Origin of the sequence: Mesorhizobium ciceri biovar biserrulae (assembly GCF_001618845.1) — a bacterium.
Taxonomy (GTDB): domain Bacteria; phylum Pseudomonadota; class Alphaproteobacteria; order Rhizobiales; family Rhizobiaceae; genus Mesorhizobium; species Mesorhizobium ciceri.
This window is the reverse complement of sequence record NZ_CP015064.1, coordinates 5,761,414-5,785,522: the sequence shown is the minus strand read 5'-3', so window position 1 is coordinate 5,785,522 and position 24,109 is coordinate 5,761,414. Positions and strand designations below refer to the sequence as shown.

At 62.5% G+C, this 24,109-nt stretch carries 22 protein-coding genes; 16 read left to right on the top strand and 6 right to left on the bottom strand.

Annotated features, from left to right (window positions below; genetic code table 11):
• Positions 1–116: 116 nt before the first annotated feature.
• Complete coding sequence (locus tag A4R29_RS27330; protein ID WP_013529086.1) at positions 117–1,613, top strand: CoA-acylating methylmalonate-semialdehyde dehydrogenase; 1,497 nt, start codon at positions 117–119, stop codon at positions 1,611–1,613.
• A 315-nt stretch (positions 1,614–1,928) separates the two neighbouring features.
• On the top strand, positions 1,929–2,228 hold the full coding sequence (locus tag A4R29_RS27325; protein WP_024502890.1) for a hypothetical protein: 300 nt from the start codon (positions 1,929–1,931) through the stop codon (positions 2,226–2,228).
• Positions 2,229–2,280: 52 nt separating this feature from the next.
• Here the strand turns inward: A4R29_RS27325 and A4R29_RS27320 are convergent, their stop codons facing one another.
• Positions 2,281–2,973, bottom strand: coding sequence for a GntR family transcriptional regulator (locus tag A4R29_RS27320; protein ID WP_063173266.1), 693 nt, complete (start codon positions 2,971–2,973; stop codon positions 2,281–2,283).
• Positions 2,974–3,042: 69 nt separating this feature from the next.
• On the opposite strand from A4R29_RS27320, the gene A4R29_RS27315 reads away from it, so the two are divergent.
• From A4R29_RS27315 to A4R29_RS27255, 13 genes are all read left to right on the top strand, one after another.
• On the top strand, positions 3,043–3,936 hold the full coding sequence (locus A4R29_RS27315; protein ID WP_063173818.1) for a dihydrodipicolinate synthase family protein: 894 nt from the start codon (positions 3,043–3,045) through the stop codon (positions 3,934–3,936).
• Between the two features lie 61 nt (positions 3,937–3,997).
• A complete protein-coding gene (locus A4R29_RS27310) occupies positions 3,998–5,317 on the top strand; it encodes an NAD(P)/FAD-dependent oxidoreductase (protein WP_024502893.1) in 1,320 nt (439 codons plus the stop codon).
• Positions 5,318–5,349: 32 nt separating this feature from the next.
• Positions 5,350–6,351 (top strand): 4-hydroxyproline epimerase, encoded by a 1,002-nt coding sequence (locus A4R29_RS27305; protein WP_063173265.1) that lies wholly within the window; start codon positions 5,350–5,352, stop codon positions 6,349–6,351.
• A gap of 334 nt (positions 6,352–6,685) precedes the next feature.
• The gene (locus A4R29_RS27300) at positions 6,686–7,588 is read left to right on the top strand and encodes a branched-chain amino acid ABC transporter permease (protein ID WP_013529092.1); all 903 of its coding nucleotides are present in this window, start codon (positions 6,686–6,688) and stop codon (positions 7,586–7,588) included.
• A gap of 4 nt (positions 7,589–7,592) precedes the next feature.
• Positions 7,593–9,188 (top strand): high-affinity branched-chain amino acid ABC transporter permease LivM, encoded by a 1,596-nt coding sequence (gene livM, locus A4R29_RS27295; protein ID WP_013529093.1) that lies wholly within the window; start codon positions 7,593–7,595, stop codon positions 9,186–9,188.
• Positions 9,188–10,744, top strand: a complete 1,557-nt coding sequence (locus A4R29_RS27290; protein WP_063173264.1) for an ATP-binding cassette domain-containing protein — start codon at positions 9,188–9,190, stop codon at positions 10,742–10,744. Before livM ends, A4R29_RS27290 begins: the two co-directional genes overlap by 1 nt.
• Positions 10,744–11,472 (top strand): ABC transporter ATP-binding protein, encoded by a 729-nt coding sequence (locus tag A4R29_RS27285; protein ID WP_013529095.1) that lies wholly within the window; start codon positions 10,744–10,746, stop codon positions 11,470–11,472. The genes A4R29_RS27290 and A4R29_RS27285 overlap by 1 nt, the downstream gene beginning before the upstream one ends.
• Before the next feature lie 111 nt (positions 11,473–11,583).
• A complete protein-coding gene (locus A4R29_RS27280; protein WP_013529096.1) occupies positions 11,584–11,931 on the top strand; it encodes a DUF6867 family protein in 348 nt (115 codons plus the stop codon).
• A 137-nt stretch (positions 11,932–12,068) separates the two neighbouring features.
• Entirely contained in the window at positions 12,069–13,187 is a 1,119-nt protein-coding gene (locus A4R29_RS27275; RefSeq protein WP_013529097.1) for a branched-chain amino acid ABC transporter substrate-binding protein, read from the top strand.
• Positions 13,188–13,477: 290 nt separating this feature from the next.
• Complete coding sequence (gene pyc, locus A4R29_RS27270; RefSeq protein ID WP_063173263.1) at positions 13,478–16,936, top strand: pyruvate carboxylase; 3,459 nt, start codon at positions 13,478–13,480, stop codon at positions 16,934–16,936.
• A gap of 159 nt (positions 16,937–17,095) precedes the next feature.
• Positions 17,096–17,356 carry a DUF2312 domain-containing protein gene (locus A4R29_RS27265; protein WP_013529099.1) on the top strand — a complete coding sequence of 87 codons (261 nt, stop codon included), beginning with the start codon at positions 17,096–17,098 and terminating at the stop codon, positions 17,354–17,356.
• A gap of 201 nt (positions 17,357–17,557) precedes the next feature.
• On the top strand, positions 17,558–17,998 hold the full coding sequence (locus A4R29_RS27260) for a hypothetical protein (protein ID WP_063173262.1): 441 nt from the start codon (positions 17,558–17,560) through the stop codon (positions 17,996–17,998).
• Positions 17,999–18,005: 7 nt separating this feature from the next.
• Entirely contained in the window at positions 18,006–18,317 is a 312-nt protein-coding gene (locus A4R29_RS27255; RefSeq protein ID WP_063173261.1) for a hypothetical protein, read from the top strand.
• Between the two features lie 100 nt (positions 18,318–18,417).
• Here the strand turns inward: A4R29_RS27255 and msrB are convergent, their stop codons facing one another.
• From msrB to A4R29_RS27230, 5 genes are all read right to left on the bottom strand, one after another.
• Complete coding sequence (gene msrB, locus A4R29_RS27250; RefSeq protein ID WP_013529102.1) at positions 18,418–18,822, bottom strand: peptide-methionine (R)-S-oxide reductase MsrB; 405 nt, start codon at positions 18,820–18,822, stop codon at positions 18,418–18,420.
• A 192-nt stretch (positions 18,823–19,014) separates the two neighbouring features.
• A complete protein-coding gene (locus tag A4R29_RS27245; RefSeq protein WP_063173260.1) occupies positions 19,015–19,812 on the bottom strand; it encodes an MBL fold metallo-hydrolase in 798 nt (265 codons plus the stop codon).
• Between the two features lie 19 nt (positions 19,813–19,831).
• A complete protein-coding gene (locus A4R29_RS27240) occupies positions 19,832–21,022 on the bottom strand; it encodes a vWA domain-containing protein (protein WP_063173259.1) in 1,191 nt (396 codons plus the stop codon).
• Between the two features lie 6 nt (positions 21,023–21,028).
• A complete protein-coding gene (locus A4R29_RS27235) occupies positions 21,029–21,475 on the bottom strand; it encodes a GNAT family N-acetyltransferase (protein ID WP_013529104.1) in 447 nt (148 codons plus the stop codon).
• Between the two features lie 65 nt (positions 21,476–21,540).
• Positions 21,541–22,404, bottom strand: coding sequence for a LysR family transcriptional regulator (locus tag A4R29_RS27230; RefSeq protein ID WP_024502900.1), 864 nt, complete (start codon positions 22,402–22,404; stop codon positions 21,541–21,543).
• A 136-nt stretch (positions 22,405–22,540) separates the two neighbouring features.
• Between A4R29_RS27230 and A4R29_RS27225 the strand changes: the two genes are divergently transcribed.
• A complete protein-coding gene (locus tag A4R29_RS27225) occupies positions 22,541–24,109 on the top strand; it encodes an MFS transporter (RefSeq protein WP_063173817.1) in 1,569 nt (522 codons plus the stop codon).

The window sequence follows — 24,109 nt, the reverse complement described above, 5'->3', positions numbered from 1 at the left end:
TGATGCTCGTCCGTCAACCGCTATCTACTTTCCGCACAACGGTTGCGTTCTCCGTCGCGTTGCCATCCGCCGGCCAAAGGCGGACAATGCAGCATCACAAACAAGGGAGAGAAATCATGATCGACTATGGTCATTTCATCGGCGGCAAGCATGTCGCCGGGACCAGCGGCCGCAAGCAGGATGTCATGCAGCCGATGGATGGCTCCGTGCGCGGCACGGTGGCGCTGGCATCACAGGCGGAACTGCGCGCTGCGGTGGAGAACGCCAAGGCTGCGCAGCCGAAATGGGCCGCAACCAACCCGCAGCGTCGCGTGCGCGTGCTGATGAAGTTTCTCGAACTGGTCGCCCGCGACTATGACGAACTGGCCGACATCCTGGCGCGCGAGCACGGCAAGACGATCGCCGACGCCAAGGGCGACATCCAGCGCGGCCTCGAAGTGGTCGAAGTCTGCATCGGCGCGCCGCACATGATGAAGGGTGAATTCACCGACGGCGCCGGCCCCGGCATCGACGTCTATTCGATGCGCCAGCCGCTCGGCGTCGTCGCCGGCATCACACCGTTCAACTTCCCGGCAATGATCCCGCTGTGGAAGATCGCGCCGGCCATCGCCTGCGGCAACGCCTTCATCCTGAAGCCTTCGGAGCGCGATCCGGGCGTGCCGATGCGCATCGCCGAACTGTTCCTCGAAGCTGGCCTGCCGGCGGGCATCCTCAATGTTGTCAATGGCGACAAGGACGTGGTCGACGCCATCCTCGACGATCCCGACATCAAGGCCATCGGCTTTGTCGGCTCGACGCCGATCGCCCACTACATCTATTCGCGCGGCACGGCCGCCGGCAAGCGCGTGCAGTGCTTCGGCGGCGCCAAGAACCACATGATCATCATGCCCGATGCCGACATGGACCAGACGGTCGACGCGCTGATCGGCGCCGGCTACGGCTCGGCCGGCGAGCGCTGCATGGCGATCTCGGTTGCCGTCCCGGTCGGCAACGACACCGCCAACCGGCTGATGGAAAAGCTGATCCCGCGCGTCGAAAGCCTGAAGGTCGGTCCTTCGACCGACTCTTCCGCCGATTTCGGCCCGCTGGTGACGCGCCAAGCCCTGGAGCGGGTCAAGGGCTATGTCGACACCGGCGTCAAGGAAGGCGCCAAGCTGGTGGTCGACGGCCGCGGCTTCTCCATGCAGGGCTATGAAGACGGCTACTATATGGGCGGCTGCCTGTTCGACAACGTCACCGCGGACATGCGCATCTACAAGGAAGAGATCTTTGGGCCGGTGCTGTCGGTTGTGCGCGCGCCGACCTATGAGAGCGCGATCAAGCTCGCCAACGACCACGAGATGGGCAATGGCGTCGCCATCTTCACTCGTGACGGCGATGCCGCGCGCGATTTCGCAAGCCGTGTCCAGGTCGGCATGGTCGGCATCAATGTGCCGATCCCGGTGCCGATCGCCTACTACACCTTCGGCGGTTGGAAGGCGTCTTCCTTCGGCGACCTCAACCAGCACGGCCCGGACGCGTTCCGTTTCTACACCAAGACCAAGACGGTGACCTCGCGCTGGCCGTCCGGGATCAAGGACGGTGCCGAATTCGTCATCCCGACGATGAACTGACCGGACGATTTCCTGGTTACGCGTCCTCGCCTTCGGCTGCGGTCGCGCGGGCAGGCATCAAGGACGGTGCCGAATTCGTCATCCCGACGATGAACTGACCGGACAACAGATTGATTTTGAATTTGAGGCCCGGGCGCTCGCGCCCGGGCCTTTTTGCAGTCCGGCGACGACCCTATCTGCGTGAACGCTAATGTGATGGAACCAAGTGGGCATCTGCCGTCTTGGTTTGCAGTCCTGCCGCAAGGAGGTACGGCAGATCAAGCAACGGCGCTGGCGACAGCTTCGGGGACATCGTCTGGCGCAAGGAGGTGTCAGATGACCCGTCTTGTGGCAACGCTATTTTTCGCGGCGGTTTCCGCGTTTGCCGCCGTCCCGGCGATGGCGGAGCAATGCGCAGCCCGTGCGGATATGATCAAAGCGCTCGGGGAAAAATTCCACGAAAGCGAGGCTGCGCGCGGCCTGGTCAACCCGAGCGTCATTCTTGAGATATTCGTCTCCGACCAGGGCACCTGGACGATCCTTGCCACCGACACGCATGGTCAGAGCTGCGTCATCACGGCGGGCGAAGGCTGGGACGGTTCGTTGATGGCGGCGGCTGCCTTGCCAGGGACGTGATCCGAGCTTCGAGGAAGCACCGGCGACGAAAGCGCATCGGATTAAAAGACGCTCAGCGCGTCGCAGCCGTTTCGGCGTGGCCGCGCAGCAGCGCCATCAGGCGTTTGGCATCCTTGGCCGCGGCCTCCTCGTCGCCGGCAAGGATCGAGCGGATCAGCGCGACATGGTGCTCGGCGGATTCGGCAAGACCGGTCTCGGCCTTGTAGCGGAACCAGAAGCGGCGGCTGTGGGTCTGCAACGGGGCGGCCAAACGGGCGGCGAAGGGATTGTCGGCAGCCAGCGCCAACGCTTCGTCAAGTGCCTTGTCGGCCTGAATGAAGGCAAGCACGTTGCCCGAGATCACCGCTTTCTGCATGGCAAGCGCTGCTTCGTGAAACAGGTCGGCGGCCTCGCGGGTGACGAAGCGGGCGGCCGAGCGGGCCAGCACCACCTCGACGCCGCGACGCGCATCGAGCACGCGCAGCCAGTCGCCGGGATGCAGCGGGGCGATGGCGATGCCCGCGCGCGGCCTGATGTCGAGCAGCCCTTCCCAGGCCAGCCGCTGGATCGCCTCGCGCACCGGTGTCCTGCCAAGCCCGAGCCTGTCGATCAGGGCGCCCTCGGTGACGAAGCTTGCCGGGGCCAGTTCGAGCGTGACGATCATGTGCTCGAGCACATGGTAGGCCCTGGTCGCGGCCGGCTCCGCCGAGGTGCTTGCTGCCGTGGATATCAAATGCGCTCCCCTGATATATCTTGAATATATCATAACGGATTCCGCATTGACAGCGGGTTTGTTAATAGATATACCAGTGATATATCAGATGGAGAGATGATCATGTGGACCGGAGTTTTTCCTGCCGTCACGACCAAATTCACCGCGGATGATCGCCTCGATCATGCCGAGATGGAGCGCTGCTTCAACCTGCAGATGGAAGCTGGCTGCGACGGCATCATCGTTTGCGGATCGCTCGGCGAGGGGCCGATGCTGTCGCCCGATGAGAAGATCGAGGTGCTGAAGACCGCACTAAAGGTCGCCGGCAAGAAGCCGGTGCTGCTGACGGTCAACGAGGCCGGCACACGCGAGGCGGCCAGCATCGCCAAGCGCGCGAGCCGGGAAGGCGCCAACGGCCTGATGGTCGTGCCGAGCCCGATCTACCACACCAATGCGGAAGAGACGGTCGCGGCGCTGCGCGCGGTCGCGCAGGCTGGCGACCTGCCGGTCATGATCTACTCCAACCGGCTTGCCTACCGCGTCGACGTCAGCGTCGACCAGATGGAGGAGCTGGCGTCGGACGAGCGCTTTGTCGCGATCAAGGAATCCTCCGACGACATCCGTCGTTCGACCGAGATCATCAATCGCCTGGGCACTCGCTACGACCTGTTCACCGGCGTCGACAATCTGGCCTTCGAGGCGCTGTCGGTCGGCGCCATCGGTTGGGTGGCCGGACTGGTCACCGCGTTCCCGCGCGAGACGGTCGCCATCTACCAGCTGATGAAGCAGGGTCGCCGCGAAGAGGCGCTCGGCATCTACCGCTGGTTCCGGCCGCTGCTCGACCTCGACGTCTCGACCTATCTGGTCCAAAACATCAAGCTTGCCGAAGTGTTCGCGATCAACACAAATGACCGCGTTCGCATGCCGCGACAGCCGCTGTCTGGCGATCGCCGCAAGTCCGTCGAGAAGATCGTCAAGGATGCGCTCGCGGTGCGGCCGACACTGCCGCAGTTCTGAGGCTTCTTCTTCTTGTTCGCAGGGAGAAGATGGTGGCAGCCAGATAAGGGGCAGCGCCCACGTGCAAGGAAATTCCAGGTCGACAGAAGCGGGGCGCAGCCCCTCATCCGCCCTTCGGGCGCCTTCGCCCCGTGAACGGGGAGAAGGGTTGGACATAGCCATCGTCGGTGGCGGCATCATCGGTATCTGTGCCGCTGCTTCTCTCGCTGAGGCGGGACGCAGGGTCACCGTCTTCGATCGCACAGGCATTTGCGAGGAGACGAGCTCGGGCAATGCCGCCGCCTTCGCCTTCTCCGACGTGCTGCCGCTGGCGCACAAGGGCATGATGCGGCAGCTGCCGAAATGGCTGGCCGATCCGCTCGGCCCGCTCAGCATCCCGCCCGCCTACCTGCCGACGCTTCTGCCCTGGCTGATCCGCTTCTGGCGCGCCGGTGCGCCGGGGAAATACGAGGCGAGCCTTGCCGCTCAAGCAGGCATGATGAAGCTTGCCGAGGCGGAGTGGATGGGCTTGCTCGACCGCTCCGGCACGCGGTCGATGCTGCGCGAGGATGGCTCGCTCGAGCTTTACGAAAGCGAAGCCGAATTTCAGGCCGGGCTGCCCGGCTGGGCGGCGCGGAAGCGTTTCGGCATCGGTTTCCGCCACGTCGAGGGCGAGGAACTGGCCGCCTTGCAGCCGGGCCTGTCGCCGCGCTTCATCAAAGGCACGTTCGTGCCGGGATGGAAGACGGTCGCCGACCCGAAACTGCTGGGCAAAGCGGTGTGGACCTATGCGCAGGCCAAGGGCGCTCGCTTTGAGCTGGTCCGGATCAGCCAAGTCGCGGCGGATCAGGATGGAGCGACGCTGACGTTGGCAGACGGCACGACCAGACAGGCCCGGCACCTCGTCGTCGCCGCCGGCGCCTGGTCGCATCTGCTGGCCAAGCAACTCGGCGATCGCATTCCGCTGGAGACCGAGCGCGGCTACAACACCACCTTGCCCACGAGTGCCTTCGACGTGAAGCGGATGCTGATCTTCTCCGGCCATGGTTTCGTCGTCACGCCGCTCGAAACAGGCCTGCGCGTCGGCGGCGCCGTCGAACTCGGCGGCATCGAGCGGCCGCCCAATTATGCCAGGTCGAAGGCGCTGCTGCAGAAGGCACAGAAATTCCTGCCGGGGCTCGATCCCTCGGGTGGGCGCGAATGGATGGGGTTCCGCCCCTCGCTGCCGGATTCAGTGCCCGTCATCGGCGGCGCGCCGGGAAAGCGGTCGGTGGTCTATGCCTTCGGCCATGGCCATCTCGGCCTGACCCAGGCGGCGGCCACCGGACGGTTGATCAGGGATCTTGTCCTGGGGCAGACTCCGCCGATCGATCTGGCCCCCTTCAGTCCGCAACGATTTTGATTTTTTCGGGTTTTTGATTTTCGAGGAGCGTCATGGCCAAGAAATCCTTCTTCTGCATAGACGGCCACACCTGCGGCAATCCTGTGCGGCTGGTCGCCGGCGGCGGCCCGCTGTTGCAGGGCGCGACGATGATGGAGCGGCGTGCGCATTTTCTGGCCGAATATGACTGGATCCGCACCGGGTTGATGTTCGAGCCGCGCGGCCACGACGTGATGTCCGGTTCGATTCTCTATCCGCCGACGCGCGAGGATTGCGACATCGCCATCCTGTTCATCGAAACCTCCGGCTGCCTGCCGATGTGCGGCCATGGCACGATCGGTACGGTGACGATGGCCATCGAGCACGGACTGATCAAACCAAAGACGCCGGGCGTGCTCAGGCTCGACACGCCGGCCGGGCTGGTCGTCGCCGAATACAAGCAGGTCGGCGACTATGTCGAGGAGGTGCGCATCACCAATGTGCCATCCTTCCTCTATGCCGAGGGGCTGACGGTCGAATGCCCTGGGCTCGGTGAAATCACCGTCGACGTCGCCTATGGCGGCAACTTCTACGCCATCGTCGAACCGCAGGAGAACTATCGCGACATGGCCGATCATTCGGCGGGCGACTTCATCGCCTGGAGCCCGGTGGTGCGGCAGCGGCTCAACGAGAAATATTCCTTCGTGCATCCGGAAAATCCTGGCATCAACCGGCTGTCGCACATGCTGTGGACCGGTGCGCCGACGGTGGATGGGGCGGATGCCCGCAATGCCGTGTTCTACGGCGACAAGGCGATCGACCGCTCGCCCTGCGGCACCGGCACCTCGGCGCGCATGGCGCAGCTTCATGCCAAGGGCAAACTCAAGGCCGGAGACAGCTTCGTGCATGAATCGATCATCGGTTCGCTGTTCAAGGGCAAGGTCGAAAAGGATGTCAGCGTGGCCGGCAAGCCGGCCATCATTCCCTCGATCGGCGGCTGGGCGCGCATGACCGGACTGAACACCATCTTCATCGACGACCGCGACCCGTTCGCGCACGGGTTTGTTGTCAAGTAATGGGAATCCTGACCTTGCGGAAAGCAACGACCTGAAAAATGGATCGTGCCAAAAACGCAAGGATTCCTTTCATCACCTAATTTTGACGGCGATTTCTTCGAAACGGAGCGCATGATGCGGTCGAATCGTCAAAGACATTGCGTTATGCCAATGGTAGGGTCCGCGATAGTCCAGGGGTCGGATGATGGAAAACGGGCAATCGGGCGGCGTGCTTCGAAAACACGCATGACGATTGAAAAATGACGTTGCAATCCGGGCTCGAAACTTTACGACTAGGGGAAATACGAAAAGGAATGCGTCTGCATGGGCGACATTCCAGGGGAGCCATGTACACATGCAGTACTTTGTCCAGCAGCTTATCAACGGGCTGACGCTGGGATCGATCTATGGGCTGATCGCGATCGGCTACACGATGGTCTACGGCATCATCGGTATGATCAATTTCGCCCATGGCGACATCTTCATGGTGGGTGCCTTCACGGCACTGATCGTCTTCCTCGCCCTTGGCGCGCTGTTCTATTCCGTGCCGGTTGTGCTGGCGCTGCTGATCATGATGATCGTGGCGATGCTGCTCACCAGCCTCTACAACTGGACGATCGAAAAGGTGGCCTACCGGCCGCTGCGCGGTTCGTTCCGACTGGCCCCGCTGATCACTGCCATCGGCATGTCGATCGCGCTGTCGAACTTCGTCCAGGTGACGCAGGGTCCCCGCAACAAGCCGATCCCGCCGATGGTCAGCCAGGTTTACAACATCAACGGCATCAGCGTGTCGCTGAAGCAGATCATCATCGTCGTCGTCACGGCGCTGCTGCTGGCGCTGTTCTGGTATCTGGTCAACAAGACCTCGCTTGGACGAGCGCAACGGGCCTGTGAGCAGGACCGCAAGATGGCGGCGCTGCTCGGCATCGATGTCGACCGTACCATCTCGATCACCTTCATCATGGGTGCGGCCCTTGCCGCGGTCGCCGGCACTTTGTTCCTGATGTATTACGGCGTCATTGCCTTCTCGGATGGTTTCACGCCGGGCGTGAAAGCCTTCACGGCGGCGGTGCTGGGCGGCATCGGTTCGCTGCCGGGCGCGGTGGTCGGCGGGTTGATGATCGGCTTCATCGAGAGCATGTGGTCGGCCTATTTCTCGATCGACTACAAGGATGTCGCGGCGTTCTCGATCCTGGCCATCGTGCTGATCTTCCTGCCTTCCGGCATATTGGGCCGGCCAGAAGTCGAAAAGGTCTGAGACCATGGCCGTCACCGTATCTCCGGAGCGCGACACCGTCGCCACCCCCATGCAGCGCGCGTTGCGCGAGGCGCTCTATGCCGCTGCCATATCGTTTGGCCTGTTCGTGCTGTTCATCGGCCTGAAGACCGGCCAGAACATTTCCAATGAACTGGTCCTGACGACACGCTGGGGCCTGCTTGCCGCCGTGGTTATCGCCACGGCTGTCGGGCGCTTCCTCTATGTCGCCTATGGACAGCCCTTCCTGGCCAACCAGAAGATCACCGACGTCGCCACCGGCCTGCTGCCGGCCAGCGTGGCGTCACGCTTCTTCCAGTTGCCGGCCTTCATCGTGGCCTTGGTCGCGGCGGTGGTGTTGTTTGCGGTCAACAGCTCTCTCGTCGGATGGGTGGGAGCGGAGCCGGCGGGCTATCTGCAGTTCCTGCGCGCCTTGTCGGTCATCTATGTGCTGGCCTGCGTGATCTATTATTTCCGCGGCTTCATTCATGCCAACTTCACCAAACTCGGCATTGCGGCGCTGATCCTCTATCCGATCCTGGTGGTGGCGATCCTGTCGCTGATGTCCTGGTCGTTTGTCGGCGGACTGCAAGGCTCGCTGAAATGGGTCGACAATTTCGGCATCCAGATCCTGATCTATGTGATGCTGGCCTGGGGCCTGAACATTGTCGTTGGCCTCGCCGGCCTGCTCGACCTCGGTTATGTGGCCTTCTACGCGGTCGGCGCCTATGCCTATGCGCTGCTCGGCACGCAGTACGGCCTGTCGTTCTGGATCCTTTTGCCGGCCGCCGGCGCCATGGCCGCCTTCTGGGGCGTGCTGCTCGGTTTCCCGGTGCTGCGCCTGCGCGGCGATTACCTGGCGATCGTCACCTTGGCTTTCGGTGAGATCATCCGCCTGGTGCTGATCAACTGGCGGGAGGTCACCAACGGTTCAGCCGGTATTTCCGGCATCCCGAAGGTCACCTTCTTCGGCCTGATGACCTTCAACGTGTCGGACCCCAATTACGTCGCGAAGGTGCTGCATCTGGCGACATCGAGCGCCTACTACAAGATCTTCCTCTATTACCTGATCTTGGCGCTGGCGCTGCTGACGGCCTTCGTCACCATCCGGCTGCGGCGCATGCCGGTCGGCCGTGCCTGGGAGGCGTTGCGCGAGGACGAGATCGCCTGCCGCTCGCTCGGCATCAACACCACCACCACGAAGCTTACGGCCTTTGCCACGGGTGCGATGTTCGGCGGCTTCGCCGGCGCATTCTTCGCCGCACGGCAGGGCTTCGTCAGCCCGGAATCCTTCGTCTTCCTGGAATCGGCCATTATCCTGGCCATCGTGGTTCTCGGTGGCATGGGCTCGCTGGTCGGCATAGCGGTCGCCGCAATGGTGATGATCGGCGGCACCGAGGCGTTGCGCGAACTCGACTTCCTCAAGCAGGTCTTCGGACCGGACTTCACACCGGAACTCTACCGCATGCTTCTGTTCGGCATGGCCATGGTCATCGTCATGCTGTGGAAGCCGCGCGGCTTCGTCGGCAGTCGTGAACCAACCGCCTTCCTGAAGGAGCGAAAGGCCGTCTCAAGCTCCTTCACCAAGGAAGGACACGGCTGATGAATGCGAACCCTGTTCAGAAAGCCGCTTCGGGCATGAACGACGCTATCCTTCAGGTCGATCATCTGTCGATGAAGTTCGGTGGCCTGGTGGCCATCGGGGATCTGTCTTTCGCCGCCAAGCGCGGCGAGATCACCGCGCTGATCGGCCCCAACGGCGCCGGCAAGACCACGGTGTTCAATTGCATCACCGGCTTCTACAAGCCCTCGGAAGGCATGATCACGCTCAACCGGAACGATGGTTCGACCTTCCTGCTCGAGCGGCTGCCCAACCATGAAATCCCGGCGCGCGCCAAGGTGGCGCGCACCTTCCAGAACATCCGCCTGTTCTCCGGCATGACCCTGCTGGAGAACCTGCTAGTCGCCCAGCACAACAAACTGATGAAGGCATCGGGCTACACGGTGCTTGGCCTGTTCGGCTTCAGCGGCTATCGCAAGGCCTCGGCCGAATCGGTGGAGCTCGCCAAGCATTGGCTGGAAAAGGCCGATCTAGTCGACCGTGCCGACGACCCGGCCGGCGACCTGCCCTATGGCGCGCAGCGCCGTCTCGAGATCGCTCGCGCCATGTGCACGGGACCCGAGCTTCTGTGCCTCGACGAGCCGGCGGCCGGCCTCAATCCGAAGGAATCGGCGGCGCTCAACGAGCTGCTGATCGACATCAAGAACACATCCGGCGCCTCGATCCTGTTGATCGAGCACGACATGTCGGTGGTCATGCAGATCTCCGACCATGTCGTGGTGCTGGAGTATGGCCGCAAGATCTCCGACGGCAGTCCGCAGTCGGTGCGCACCGATCCGCGCGTCATCGCCGCCTATCTCGGCGTCGACGACGAGGAAGTCGAAGCGGTCCTTACCGAAGTCGGCGACGAAGATGTCATCGAACAGCTCGATACGGGGCCGGATGCCGCGCACGGTCCGGGAACATCGTCGTCCTATCTCGCCGGGCCGGTGACCGACACGGTCGGCCATAGTTCGGGCGAGCGGGTTACGGTGGCCAAGGGAGCGTCAAAGGCCGGTCAGGTCGACGCCAGGTCGCTCGCCGCGGCAAACAAGGCAGCCTCGCTGGCAGCCGTGCCGCCGGCGAAGGCAAAGCCTGCTCCGAAAGCGACGTCGAAGGCGGCAACTGGCACGGCGGCGAAGTCGACCGCATCCGCCAAGCCTGCGGCGAAGACTGGAGAGATCTCCAACCGGCTGGCTGCGCCTCGCGGCGGCAAGGCCGACAATTTGACCCGCATAAAGGGCATCGGTACGGTCAACGAGAAGAAGCTCAACGATCACGGCATCTTCCACTTCGACCAGATCGGCGCCTGGAAAAAGGCCGACGTCGAGGCCGCCGAAGCCTATCTTGCTTTTGACGGACGTATCGCGCGCGAGGAATGGGTTAAACAGGCCAGGCTGCTCGGCCAGGGCAGGGACACGGAATTTTCGCGCCGCGTCGATGCGGGCAAGGTGGCGACGAGCCATGCTTCCGCAAAGACTGCAAAGGCAGCCTCCGGAAAGACCGCGAGCAAGACCGCTGCCAAGCCCGTGGCGGGCAAGCGTGGAGGGGGCAAGTGATGGCCGCGACAACGCTGCTCGATATCAAGGGCGTGCAGACCTATTACGGCAACATCCGGGCGCTGAACGGCGTCGATGTCACCGTCAAGCAGGGTGAGATCGTGGCGCTGATCGGTGCCAATGGCGCCGGCAAGTCGACGCTGATGATGACTATTTTCGGTGCGCCGCGGGCTCGCGCCGGGACTATCACCTTTGCCGGCACCGACATAACCCAGATGCCGACGCACGAGATCGCGCGCATGCGCATTGCCCAATCGCCCGAGGGCCGGCGGATCTTTCCGCGCATGACGGTGATGGAAAACCTGCAGATGGGCGCCAGCCTCGACAACCTCAAGCACTATGACGAGGACGTCGAGAAGGTGTTCACGCTGTTCCCGCGTTTGAAGGAGCGCATCACCCAGCGCGGTGGCACGCTGTCGGGCGGTGAGCAGCAGATGCTGTCGATCGGACGCGCGCTGATGGCACGGCCGAAGCTGCTTTTGCTCGACGAGCCGTCGCTGGGTCTCGCGCCGCTGATCGTCAAGCAGATCTTCGACGCCATCCGCGAACTGAACCGCACCCAGGGGCTGACCGTGTTCCTGGTCGAGCAGAACGCCTTCGGCGCGCTCAAGCTCGCCACGCGCGGCTACGTCATGGTCAACGGCAATGTGACGATGAGCGGCACCGGCAAGGAACTGCTCGCCAATCCGGAAGTGCGCGCCGCCTATCTCGAGGGCGGACACCACTGAGTTCGAAGCGGAATGCGTGCACCGCTATTCCGCTCCAGATTGTTTGTTTGTCGCATGATCTTTGTCCGGAAAGTCCGCAACTTTTCGGGATCATGCTAGGGAGACTTCACCATGCAGGGCATTCTTTACGAGGAACCCTCGATCTGGCAGTTCTTCTTCGTCACCTGTCTGCTCGGCGGCTGGGCGGCGTGGATGACGGGCAAGGCCAGTGCCCAGACGTGGCGCAGCTTCATCCAGCTGTTCGCCTATGTGCTGGGCCTCGGCATCGCGATCCGCTTCATCCATCACGCGCTGTTCGGCGGCACCATGTTCTCGCTGCATTATTATGTCGTCGACACCATCGTGCTGATGATCCTCGGCTTCGTCGGCTATCAATACACGCGCACCAACCAGATGGTGACACAGTATAATTGGCTCTACGAAAGAGCTTCACTCTTGAGCTGGAAACCGAAAGGTTGACGTTCATCATTAACGCCGCCTCGAAATTGAATCGGCGTGACAAGTGCCTGAAAATCGGCAAACTATGCTTTCTGCGATAAGGGTGGGCATCGCATGAAAGCTTCATCCACGCCCACTCCGTTAATGGGAGCGTTTAAATGAAAAAGTCACTTTTGTCCGCCGTCGCCCTGACCGCGCTTGTCGCGTTCGGCGGCAGCGCGTGGGCTGACGTAATGATGGGCGTCGCGGGCCCGATCACCGGTCCGAACGCCGCCTTCGGCGCGCAGCTGCAGAAGGGGGCGGAAGCTGCTGTCGCCGACATCAATGCCAAGGGCGGCATCAACGGCGAGCAGATCAAGCTCGAAGTCGGCGACGACGTCTCCGATCCGAAGCAGGGTATCTCGGTCGCCAACAAGTTCGTCGGCGACGGCGTCAAGTTCGTGGTCGGCCACTTCAACTCCGGCGTCTCTATCCCGGCATCTGAAGTCTATGCGGAAAACGGCATCGTCGAAGTGACGCCGGCCGCGACCAACCCGCAATTCACCGAGCGCGGTCTGTGGAACGTGTTCCGCACCTGCGGACGCGACGACCAGCAGGGCAGCATTGCCGGCGCGTATCTCGCCGCCAACTTCAAGGACGCCAAGATCGCTGTCGTTCACGACAAGACCACCTATGGTCAGGGCCTTGCCGACGAAACCAAGAAGGCGATGAACGCCAAGGGCGTGACGGAAGTCATGTATGAAGGCATCAATGTCGGCGACAAGGACTTCTCGGCGCTGATCGCCAAGATGAAGGAAGCCGGCGTTTCCATCATCTATTGGGGCGGCCTGCACACCGAAGCCGGCCTGATCATCCGTCAGGCGGCCGACCAGGGCCTCAAGGCAACGCTGGTTTCCGGCGATGGCATCGTGTCGAACGAACTGGCTTCGATCGCAGGCGACGCAGTTGCGGGCACGCTCAACACGTTCGGCCCGGATCCGCGCCTGATCCCCGCCAACAAGGAACTCGTCGAGAAGTTCCGCGCGCAGGGTTTCGAGCCGGAAGCCTACACGCTCTACTCCTACGCCGCCGTGCAGGCGATCGCGGAAGCAGCGACCGCTGCCAAGTCGAACGACCCGCAGGCAGTTGCCAAGGCGCTGCATGAAAACGGCCCCTTCAAGACCGTTCTCGGCGACCTGTCCTATGACGCCAAGGGCGATCCGACGCTGCCCGGCTACGTCATGTACGAATGGAAGAAGGGCGACGACGGCAAGTACACCTACGTCCAGAAGATGTAAGCTCGTCAGTCTCCAGACCATTTACGGATGCCCGGCGCCTCGCGCCGGGCATTTTCTTTTGCCATCGTCATGTCAGGGGCGGCCGGTGGAGCCGATGCTTAGCCGGGCAATGATCGTGCATTAACCGGAAAGCCGGCTCTTTTTTGGCTGTTCGGAGGAATGGGAAAGGTCCTTGGCGCAATGATTCCATTTCAATCGGTTTAAATGCGCGTCAATTTCGTTTGCACTGCAGCATTTTCACGCTAATCATTGCGCCGATTTCTCTTCCTTCCGTCGCTGGAGCCCAGTCCTTGGCCATCACGAAGATCCTCGTCGCCAACCGGTCCGAAATCGCCATTCGCGTCTTCCGCGCGGCCAACGAACTCGGGCTCAAAACCGTGGCGATCTGGGCGGAGGAAGACAAATACTCCCTGCATCGCTTCAAGGCCGACGAGAGCTACCAGGTCGGACGCGGGCCGCATCTGACCAGGGACATGGGGCCGATCGAAAGCTATCTGTCGATCGAGGAGGTGATCCGCATCGCCAGGCTGTCGGGTGCCGATGCTATCCATCCCGGCTACGGATTGTTGTCGGAAAGCCCCGAATTCGCCGACGCCTGTGCCGAAGCCGGCATTACCTTCATCGGGCCGAGGCCGGACACAATGCGGCGGCTCGGCAACAAGGTCGCGGCGCGCAATCTCGCCATCGAGGTCGGCGTGCCGGTGATCCCCGCCACCGATCCGTTGCCGGATGACATGGAGACGGTCAAGACACTGGCCAAGGAAATCGGCTATCCGGTGATGCTGAAGGCATCATGGGGCGGCGGCGGCCGCGGCATGCGGGCCATCCGCGCCGAAGCCGACCTTGCCCGCGAAGTCACCGAAGGCAAGCGCGAGGCGAAAGCCGCCTTCGGCAAGGACGAGGTCTATCTCGAAAAGCTGATCGAACGCGCCCGCCATGTCGAGGTGCAGGTGCTGGGCGATACCCATGGCAATGCCGTGCACCTGTTCGAGCGCGACTGTTCGATCCAGCGCCGCAACCAGAAGGTCGTCGAGCGGGCGCCGGCGCCCTATCTCGAAATGTCGCAGCGCGAGGAGCTTTGCGGCCATGCGCTCAAGATCGCCCGCGAGACCAGCTATATCGGCGCCGGCACGGTCGAGTTCCTGCAGGATGCCGACACCGGCAAATTCTATTTCATCGAGGTCAACCCGCGCATCCAGGTCGAGCACACCGTCACCGAGCAGGTGACGGGCATCGATATCGTCAAGGCGCAGATCCATATCCTCGACGGCTTTGCCATCGGCACACCGGAATCAGGCGTGCCGGCGCAGAAGGACATAAGGCTGAACGGCCACGCGCTGCAGTGCCGCATCACCACGGAAGATCCCGAGCACAATTTCATCCCGGATTACGGCCGCATCACCGCCTATCGCGGCGCGACGGGCTTCGGCATCCGCCTCGACGGCGGCACCGCTTATTCGGGCGCGGTCATCACCCGCTTCTACGACCCGCTGCTGGAGAAGGTGACGGCGTGGGCGCCGACGCCGGCCGAGACGATCGCCCGCATGAATCGGGCGCTGCGCGAGTTCCGCATCCGCGGCGTCGCCACCAATTTGACCTTCCTCGAAGCGATCATCAACCATCCGAGCTTCGCCGACAATTCCTACACGACCAAGTTCATCGACACGACGCCGGAACTGTTCCAGCAGGTCAAGCGCCAGGACCGCGCCACCAAGCTCATCAACTATCTCGCCGACGTCAGCGTCAACGGCCATCCCGAGACGCGCGGCCGGCCGCAGCCGAAGGCCGACGCCGCGGCACCCGTGGTGCCTTACCTCAACGGCAATGTGCCCGGCGGCAGCAAGCAGAAGCTGGATGTGCTGGGCCCGCAGAAGTTCGCCGCCTGGATGCGCGATCAGAAGGAGGTTCTGGTCACCGACACGACGATGCGTGATGGCCATCAATCGCTGCTGGCGACGCGCATGCGCACGCATGACATTGCCGGCATCGCCGGTACCTATGCGCGTGCCTTGCCGCAGCTTCTATCGCTGGAATGCTGGGGTGGCGCCACCTTCGACGTCGCCATGCGCTTCCTCACCGAGGATCCGTGGGAGCGGCTGTCGCTGGTGCGCGAGGCGGCGCCCAATCTGCTGTTGCAGATGCTGCTGCGCGGTGCCAATGGCGTCGGCTACACCAACTATCCCGACAATGTCGTGCAGCATTTCGTCAAGCAGGCAGCAAGCGGTGGCATCGACCTGTTCCGGGTCTTCGATTGCCTGAACTGGGTCGACAACATGCGCGTCGCCATGGATGCGGTCGGAGCCGAAGGCAAGCTGATCGAAGCGGCGATCTGCTACACCGGCGATATCCTCGATCCGGCGCGGGCGAAATACGACCTCAAATACTATGTCGGCCTGGCCAGGGAATTGCAGGCGGCCGGCGCCCACATCATCGCCGTCAAGGACATGGCCGGCCTGCTGAAGCCTTCCGCAGCACGCGTGCTGTTCAAGGCGCTGCGCGAGGCGACCGACCTGCCGATCCATTTCCACACCCACGACACGTCGGGCCTGTCGGCGGCGACGGTGCTGGCGGCGGTGGAAAGCGGCGTCGACGCCATAGACGCGGCGATGGATGCCTTCTCCGGCAACACCTCGCAGCCATGCCTTGGCTCACTCGTCGAGGCGCTGAAGGGCACCGAACGCGACCCCGGTCTCGACCCGCAATGGATCAGGAAGATCTCGTTCTACTGGGAAGCGGTGCGCAACCAGTACGCCGCATTCGAAAGCGACCTCAAGGGGCCGGCCTCGGAAGTCTATCTGCACGAGATGCCGGGCGGGCAGTTCACCAATCTGAAGGAACAGGCTCGCTCGCTCGGATTGGAGACGCGCTGGCACGAGGTGGCGCAGACCTATCACGACGTCAATCTGATGTTCGGCGACATCGTCAAGGTAACGCCGTCGTCCAAGGTTGTCGGCGACATGGCATTGATGATGGTCAGCCAGGACCTGACCGTTGCCGATGTCGAAAACCCCGACAGGGATATCGCCTTCCCGGACTCGGTCGTCTCGATGCTGCGCGGCGATCTCGGCCAGTCGCCAGGCGGGTGGCCGGCGGCGCTGCAGAGGAAGGCGCTCAAGGGCGACAAGCCGATCACGGTGCGGCCCGGCTCGCTGCTCAAGCCAGCCGACCTCAAGGCCAACCGCAAGGAAATCGAGGAGAAGCTCGAGCGCAAGCTGTCGGAATTCGAATTCGCCTCGTGGCTGATGTATCCGAAGGTGTTCACGGATTTCGCCGGCGCGCAGGAGACCTATGGGCCGGTCAGCGTGCTGCCGACGCCGACGTATTTCTACGGCATGAAGCCGGAAGACGAGATCTTCGTCGACATCGAGAAGGGCAAGACGCTGGTGGTGCGCTGCCTGGCCATCGGCGATGTCGACGAGAAGGGCATGGTCACCGTGTTCTTCGAACTCAACGGCCAGCCGCGCCGTGTCAAGGTGCCCGACCGGGCGCATGGCGCGTCCGCCGCCAAGGCCCGCCGCAAGGCCGAACCCGGCAACGAGGCGCATGTCGGCGCACCGATGCCGGGCGTCGTTTCTGCGCTTTCGGTGGCTGCCGGCCAGGCTGTGAAGGCCGGTGACGTGCTGCTTTCCATCGAAGCGATGAAGATGGAGACGGCGCTGCATGCCGAGCGCGACGGCACGGTCGCCGAGGTGCTGGTCAAGGCAGGCGACCAGATCGATGCCAAGGATCTGCTGATCGCTTTCAGCTAATTGATACCTTCCTGGGGATCGCTGTCCGCATCGTGGCGGCAGCGTCAGTTCGATCATCGATAACAGCTTGACCCGCCGCCGCCGGTCGGGCATCGAGCCCGCTCAATTCGCCGCTGCATGCATCCCGAGTCGCGGCGCAGAAACGATGTGGAGAAAAATATGGCCGACGATATCACCGATACCAGCCAGACTGTTGCCGCCGGCCAGCTGCGTGCCTTCATCGAGCGCATAGAGCGGCTCGAGGAAGAGAAGAAGACCATTTCCGACGACATCAAGGAAGTGTTCGCCGAGGCCAAGGGCACAGGCTTCGACACCAAGGCGATGCGCACGATCATCCGGCTGCGCAAGAAGGACCAGGCCGAGCGTCAGGAAGAGGAAACCATCCTCGATCTGTATAAGGCCGCACTCGGCATGGTGTAGAGACTGTCTGGAAATTCTACTCCGGCGGCCATCTGGTGGCGTTTTCTGCGCTTCCCTAGTTCTACTGCAATGCAGTAGAACTGAGCTCACGTACTTTAAGTACGCTCCGCTCCGGTTCTCGAAATCACCACCATATGACTCGCCGGAGCGAATTTCGAAACAGTCTCCGGCCGAGCATGATGCCGGAGCGAGCATCGAGCCATGAGCGAATTCGACTTCGGCGCCCGCCGCGCCTCTGAATTCCGCCAGCGCGGCTTCTGGACGCTGTTCGCCGAGCGGCATCCGGAAGAAAGGGTTTTGATGGCGAGGCGCGGACCCTGGTTCTGGCAGCGTGGGCTGCCCGATTTCGCCTTGGTCCTTTCCATGTATGTCGCGCCGGCGCAGAGCCAGGTCGGCGTCTTCTTCGGCCGCAACGAGAAGTTCGGCGCCACGCAAGCGTGGTCGCGGTTGAAACCGTTCCAGCCTGATATCGAAGCCAGGCTGAAGCTCAGGCCGGAACAGAGTTGCGAGGATCTCGGCATCAATTCGATGTGGCGGGTGAACTGCTATGCCGAGGACAACTGGCCAGCCATGGCCGACTGGCTGGTGACCGAATGTTCGCGTTTCGAGCGCGCGGTAACCGAAGTCCTGAGGCAGGGATAGACATCCGGTGTTGCCAGAGGGTATCGGCTCCTTTTTCCGCTCACGCTGGCAAGGCCAGGTGCCGCTCGACCGGCTGTTCTGGCGCGACCTTGTTCTTGGCGGCACGGCGCTCAACGTCGCATCTCTGGTGGCCGCGATCATCCTGCTCGGACTGAAGCTGCCGCTCGCGCTGGTTCTGGCGGTGCATTTCGCACCGGTGCCCTACAACCTCTTTCTGACCTTTTCCGTATGGCGAACCACGCAAAAGGCCAGTGGCGCCAAGGCCTCGCTGATGACGCTCGGCGCCACATTATGGCTAATCCTGACGGTCGTGGTCTGAGAGCGGACACGGGCGCCCACCGCGTTCGCCGGGTTCGGCCGGGGGGCAATGAAAAGGGCGGCCGCAGCCGCCCTTTTCATTCATTCAATCGAATTTCGGTTCAGGCCGCCGGCTCGAATTTCAGCGCCACGCCGTTGATGCAATAGCGCAGGCCGGTCGGCGGCGGGCCGTCCTCGAAAACATGGCCGAGATGGCTGCCGCAGCGGGCGCAATGGCATTCGGTGCGAACCATGCCGTAGCTGCGGTCGACGGTGTTTTCGACCGAACCCGGCACCGGGTCGTTGAAGCTCGGCCAGCCGGTGCCGCTCTCGAACTTCAGCTTGGATTCAAACAAAGGCTGGTCGCAGCCGACGCAGGAAAAGGTGCCGGCGCGCTTCTCGTAGAGCAAAGCGCAACTTCCCGGCCGCTCGGTGCCGTGGCCGCGCATGACGGCATACTGCTCCGGCGTCAGCCGGGCGCGCCATTCGGCGTCGGTGCGGGTTACAGGGTAGGTGTGGGTGTCCATGTGATCTCCTCAGCCTTGCCGGCTCGCCACTACAGCGCCGCGCGCCCATCGCACGCGCAAAGGACGCTATAGTACTTTGGTTTTGCGCATAATCCGAACCGGAAGTTCGGGATCATGCGCGGATTGCAACCTCATATTCGCACCAAGATAGGCATTTGTTGCGCGATTTGCCCGCATTTTTGATCGTGATCTTTATGCGATCGCCCTGAGATAGCGATCGACCGAAGCAGCCAACGCCGCTTTTGCGCCCCCGATGACATTCTGGTTCCACCATGCACCATAGATATGGTCGAACGCGAATGGCTCCAGTGCCGCCGCGATGCGGCGCACGGCCGCTGCATTGAGCGGAATGTAGTTCGGATAGCTGTACATGAAGCTGACATGGCGGCGCGTCGGCGTCACCTGCAAGATATCGCCGGCCAGCAAGACGTCGCCGACATCGCGTTTCCAGTGCAGTACCTGACCGCCGGCAAAGTGGCCGCCGCAGCGGATGAGCGTCAGCGAAGGGTTTATGGCCAGCGTCTCGCCTTCCCAACTGACGATCGCCTTGTGCGGTCGCATGATCCATTGGCGGTCATCGGCATGGAGATAAATCGGCACGCCGCCAAACGCCTCGCTCCAACTGGCCATCACCGAATAATAGTGGCAGTGCGAGATGGCGATCGCCGCCAGGCCACCGCGGCGGTTGATCTCGGCCACCGCCTCGTCGCTGACCATCGAAACGCAGTCCCACAGCACGTTGCCGTGTGGCGTCTGCGCCAGCAGCGCCCGTTGGCCGATGGCGAAGCGCGGCTCGATGCCGAAGGCGAGAACGCCGGCATCGTCCTTCATCACAAGCCGGTGTCCTTCGGCAAGTTCCTCCGGCGTGATCCACGCTTGGCCCTCCCAGCGCACATATTGGCGCTCGTCCTCGCAGATCGGGCAATGTTCTGGCGGCGTCTCTGTCGCCGCGAACTGGACGCCGCATTGCAGGCAGAGGAAGCAGGTCATCGGATCTCCTGTCGGTCTTTCAGTGCTTTCTTGAAAGCTGCTTGGTCGCGCCCTCAAGCCCGGCCAGCGTCAGCGGGAACATGCGGCCGCCGAAGATGTCGCGGATCATCGCAATCGAATGGGTGTAGCCCCAGTTCTTGGGGTCTTCGGGGTTCAGCCATACCGCGTTCGGCCATTGCTGCAGCAGACGGCCGAGCCAGACGCTGCCCGCCTCCGGATTCCAGTGCTCGACCGAACCGCCGGGGTGAGCGATCTCGTAAGGGCTCATCGAGGCGTCGCCGACGACGATCACCTTGTAGTCCGGCCCATATTTGTGGAGCAGGTCGAAGGTCGGAATCACCTCGGCATGCCTGCGGCGATTGTCCTTCCACACGCCCTCATAGAGGCAGTTGTGGAAATAGAAATATTCGAGCTGGCGGAATTCGGCGCGGGCGGCCGAGAACAGCTCCTCGACGCTTTTGATGTGGTCGTCCATCGAACCGCCGACATCGAAGAACATCAACAGCTTCACCGCGTTGCGCCGCTCTGGCCGCGTCTGCACGTCGAGATAGCCGTGTTCGGCCGTGGCATGGATGGTTCCGGGCAGGTCGAACTCCTCCTCGGCGCCCTCACGCACCCAGCGACGCAGGCGTTTCAGCGCGATCTTGATGTTGCGGGTGCCGAGTTCGACGGCATCGTCGAAATTCCTGAACTCGCGTTTGTCCCAGACCTTCACCGCGCGCCGGCTGCGGCTTTCATGCTGGCCGATGCGCACGCCTTCGGGATTGTAGCCATAGGCGCCGAAAGGCGAGGTGCCGCCGGTGCCGATCCATTTCGAGCCGCCCTGGTGACGGCCTTTTTGTTCCTGCAGCCGCTGTTTCAATGTCTCCATCAGTTTCTCGAAACCGCCGAGCGCTTCGACCAGTTTTTTCTCCTCGTCGGTCAGGTGCTTTTCGGCGAGGCGGCGCAACCATTCCTCGGGGATGTTGGCGATATCGACTGCATCCGGCCCGCCCAGTGCTTCGATGCCCTTGAAGACATGCGCGAACACCTGGTCGAAGCGGTCGATATGGCGCTCGTCCTTCACCAGCGCCGCACGGGCGAGGTAGTAAAAACCTTCGACGTCGTAGTCGACCAGCCCGGCTTCCAGCCCTTCCAGCAGCGACAGATATTCCCTGAGCGAGACGGGAACGCGTGCAGCCTTCAGTTCAAGGAAGAAGGGGATGAACATGGCCGGTTACAGCAAATCATACTCGATGAAGCCCGTGCGGCGGGCGACGTGGTCGTAAAGCTTGCGCGCGGTGGCGTTGGTCTCGTGCGTCATCCAGTAGACATTCTTGACGCCGATCTTTGCCGCCTCTTCCTTCACTGCGTTGATAAGGGCGGCGCCGATCCCCTTGCCGCGCACATCCGGGTCGGCGAACAAATCCTGCAGATAGCAGTTGTTTTTCTCCGACCAGCCGGAGCGGTGGTACAGGTAGTGCGTGAGACCGACCGCCTTGCCGTCCAGTGTGGCGATGAAGCCTTTTGGCTCGAATTCGCCCGGAGTGAACAGCCGCTTCCAGGTGACGGCGTAGACCTCTTCCGGCAGCTTCGTCTCATAGAAGGTGAGATAGTCGGTCCACAGGCGCCGCCAATCGGCGTGGTCGGACTGCGCGAGCGGGCGGACGATTATCTCGGACATTTCGTTCCCTCTGAAGTCTGGAACCCGATCCATACCAATAGAATCGGGATCAGGAACACCCTTGCCTATTCGGCAGGCGAACTATATTCGCGAAAAGCGGTCGCGAGCATGTGCAGCGCCTCCCGCGCCCGCGGCGGCAGAGCGTGCGACTGCAAAACGATCTCGGACGGGGGAATTGGTGGCAGGCCGAGTTTGCGGCCCACCTCGATCAAGCCCGGGGGCACAACCCGGTAAGCGAGGGCGGAAAGGGCAAAGCCCGCCGATACCGCGATGTTGACGGCAGCGCCGCCGCCGCCGACGAAAGCCTCATTCCAGGCGATGCCTGCCCGGTCCAGCGCCTCGACCGCTCTCATACGGTCCGGGCAATTGCATCTGGTGCTTAAAAGAGCCAGGCGCAGGGGCGTGCCTGGTCGCCATTCGAAGCCAGGTGCCGCGAACCAGCCATAGTGGGTGCGCGACAAAGCTTCACCGCGTCGACTGTCATCTTCCTGGTGCACAATCACCGCATCGAGTTCGCCGCGATCGAAAGCTTCTTCCAGCATGGAGCTGGTATCGATCCGTATGTTGAGCGCGAGCGACGGATCGTGGGCATGAAGCTGGGCGATCAGCGTGGAAAGCTCAGGCCCCGCGACATGATCGACGAAGCCGAGCGCAAGCCGACATGGCGCCGCGGAAAATTCCGCGACGGCGCGTTCATGGGCGGCAAGGAATTCGCGGGCCACGGGCAGGAAGACAGCCCCCCTTTCCGACAGTGCCACGCGGCGCGGGGTTCGTTCGATCAAACGTGCGCCGAGCTTTTCCTCGAGCCGCCGCAACTTGACGCTGATCGTCGCCTGGGTGCTGCCAAGTGCTGCAGCCGCCCGGGTGAAGCTCTGCAGGTCGGCCACCATGACGAAAGTGCGCACGGCATCGACATCGAGACTGGCCATCTCCGGCATTCCATTTTGTTATCTCTGAAATAGAAATGCATAGTCTTTTTTCATGGTCAAGCGTCGTCTATGTCATCTCGACCGCAGTTTGAAGAGCCAGCCCGGTTCCAGAATGCTTCGACAGAAAGTGATCGACATGACGTTTCAAATCGACCGAAACACCGTTGCGCTTGCCGGGGCCTGCCTTGCCTCGCTGCTGTTCGGCCTCGAAATCTCCAGCGTCCCGGTGATCCTTCCGAGACTGGAAAGCGTGCTCGCCGCCGACTTCAAGGATCTGCAATGGATCATGAACGCCTACACCATTGCCTGCACCACGGTGCTGATGGCGACAGGAACGCTGGCCGACCGCTTCGGCCGCAAACGGGTGATGGTGATCGCCACCATCGCCTTCGGCCTGGCCTCACTGCTGTGCGGCCTCGCGCCGAGCGCTTCGCTCCTCATCATTGCACGCTTCCTGCAAGGCCTGGCGGGAGGGGCGATGTTCACTTGCAGCGTGGCCGTCTTGTCCCACCAGTTTCAGGACGGCAGCGAACGCGGCAAGGCTTTTGTGGCCTGGAGCGTCGTCTCGGGGATCGGGCTTGGCTTTGGTCCCGCCATCGGTGGATTGATCGTCGCGTTCTCGAGCTGGCAGTGGGTGTTCCTCATCCATGTGCCGCTTGCCATCCTTGCGCTGGTCTTCATCGGTGCCGGTGTCACCGAATCACGCGACCACAATGCCCAGAAGCTTGACCGTGCCGGTATCCTGACGCTCTCGTTCGCGGTGTTCGGCTTCTCCTATCTGATCACGCAAGGGGCCGATCTCGGCTCTGGCGCCCGCATCGGCGTAGCAAGTGCTGCCGTGCTGGCCTTCGCCGCGTTCCTCGTTGCCGAGAAGATCAGCCCCTACCCGATGTTCGATTTCTCGGTGTTTCGGATCCGTCAATTTTCGGGAGCGATCATGGGCGGCATCGGCATGAATTTCAGCTATTGGCCGTTCATCATCTATCTGCCGATCTATTTTTCGGGTGTGCTCGGCTACGACAGCACCACGACCGGCCTGCTGCTGCTCGTCTACACGCTTCCCTTGATGCTGATGTCCTCGACCGCCGAGCGCCTGCGCGCCCGCTATCAGGCGCGGGTGGCGATCCCGCTCGGGTTGCTGACATTGGGGGTCGGCTTTATCGCCATGAGGATAGGTTCGAGCCTTGAGGGAACCAGCTGGCTGACCATGCTGCCCGGTACGCTGATCGCCGGTATCGGTATCGGCCTCACCAACTCACCGACCACCAACACCACGACGGGTTCGGTGTCGCCGGATCGCGCCGGCATGGCTTCGGGCATCGATATCAGCGCGCGGCTGATCACGCTCGCCATCAACATCGCGGTGCTGGGCCTGCTGTTGACGCAGGGAATTGCTTCCTATCTCAAAACCGCATTGGGCACGGCCCTTGACCCGGACGAATTGCGCGCGTTGGCGGAAAAGATCGCCACCGGAAATCTCGATGGCCTCTCGCAATATTCGCCCAGGCTGGCGACCCTCGACCCGTCCGGCGCGCTTGCGCATGCTGCCTTGGTCAACGGTTTTGGCTGGGTCATGCTCTATAGCGGGATCGGCGTTCTTGCCCTTGCCGTCATCAGCTTCGTCGTCTTCGGCCCCAGAAACGTCGCGCCGCAAGAGGCAAGGGACCGTCATCGTGCTCAGGGCGCAAGCGAAGCTCGATCGTAG

Excerpts from the sequence above, each read along its gene's own strand:
- A4R29_RS27300 (WP_013529092.1), top strand. The coding sequence starts at position 6,686 with ATGCAGTACTTTGTCCAGCAGCTTATCAACGGGCTGACGCTGGGATCG.
- A4R29_RS27305 (WP_063173265.1), top strand. The coding sequence starts at position 5,350 with ATGGCCAAGAAATCCTTCTTCTGCATAGACGGCCACACCTGCGGCAAT.
- A4R29_RS27245 (WP_063173260.1), bottom strand. The coding sequence starts at position 19,812 with ATGACCTGCTTCCTCTGCCTGCAATGCGGCGTCCAGTTCGCGGCGACA.
- A4R29_RS27320 (WP_063173266.1), bottom strand. The coding sequence starts at position 2,973 with ATGATATATTCAAGATATATCAGGGGAGCGCATTTGATATCCACGGCA.
- A4R29_RS27240 (WP_063173259.1), bottom strand. The coding sequence starts at position 21,022 with ATGTTCATCCCCTTCTTCCTTGAACTGAAGGCTGCACGCGTTCCCGTC.
- A4R29_RS27325 (WP_024502890.1), top strand. The coding sequence starts at position 1,929 with ATGACCCGTCTTGTGGCAACGCTATTTTTCGCGGCGGTTTCCGCGTTT.
- livM (WP_013529093.1), top strand. The coding sequence starts at position 7,593 with ATGGCCGTCACCGTATCTCCGGAGCGCGACACCGTCGCCACCCCCATG.
- A4R29_RS27265 (WP_013529099.1), top strand. The coding sequence starts at position 17,096 with ATGGCCGACGATATCACCGATACCAGCCAGACTGTTGCCGCCGGCCAG.
- A4R29_RS27275 (WP_013529097.1), top strand. The coding sequence starts at position 12,069 with ATGAAAAAGTCACTTTTGTCCGCCGTCGCCCTGACCGCGCTTGTCGCG.
- msrB (WP_013529102.1), bottom strand. The coding sequence starts at position 18,822 with ATGGACACCCACACCTACCCTGTAACCCGCACCGACGCCGAATGGCGC.
- A4R29_RS27330 (WP_013529086.1), top strand. The coding sequence starts at position 117 with ATGATCGACTATGGTCATTTCATCGGCGGCAAGCATGTCGCCGGGACC.
- A4R29_RS27280 (WP_013529096.1), top strand. The coding sequence starts at position 11,584 with ATGCAGGGCATTCTTTACGAGGAACCCTCGATCTGGCAGTTCTTCTTC.
- A4R29_RS27235 (WP_013529104.1), bottom strand. The coding sequence starts at position 21,475 with ATGTCCGAGATAATCGTCCGCCCGCTCGCGCAGTCCGACCACGCCGAT.
- A4R29_RS27290 (WP_063173264.1), top strand. The coding sequence starts at position 9,188 with ATGAATGCGAACCCTGTTCAGAAAGCCGCTTCGGGCATGAACGACGCT.
- A4R29_RS27285 (WP_013529095.1), top strand. The coding sequence starts at position 10,744 with ATGGCCGCGACAACGCTGCTCGATATCAAGGGCGTGCAGACCTATTAC.
- A4R29_RS27315 (WP_063173818.1), top strand. The coding sequence starts at position 3,043 with ATGTGGACCGGAGTTTTTCCTGCCGTCACGACCAAATTCACCGCGGAT.
- A4R29_RS27230 (WP_024502900.1), bottom strand. The coding sequence starts at position 22,404 with ATGGCCAGTCTCGATGTCGATGCCGTGCGCACTTTCGTCATGGTGGCC.
- A4R29_RS27260 (WP_063173262.1), top strand. The coding sequence starts at position 17,558 with ATGAGCGAATTCGACTTCGGCGCCCGCCGCGCCTCTGAATTCCGCCAG.
- A4R29_RS27225 (WP_063173817.1), top strand. The coding sequence starts at position 22,541 with ATGACGTTTCAAATCGACCGAAACACCGTTGCGCTTGCCGGGGCCTGC.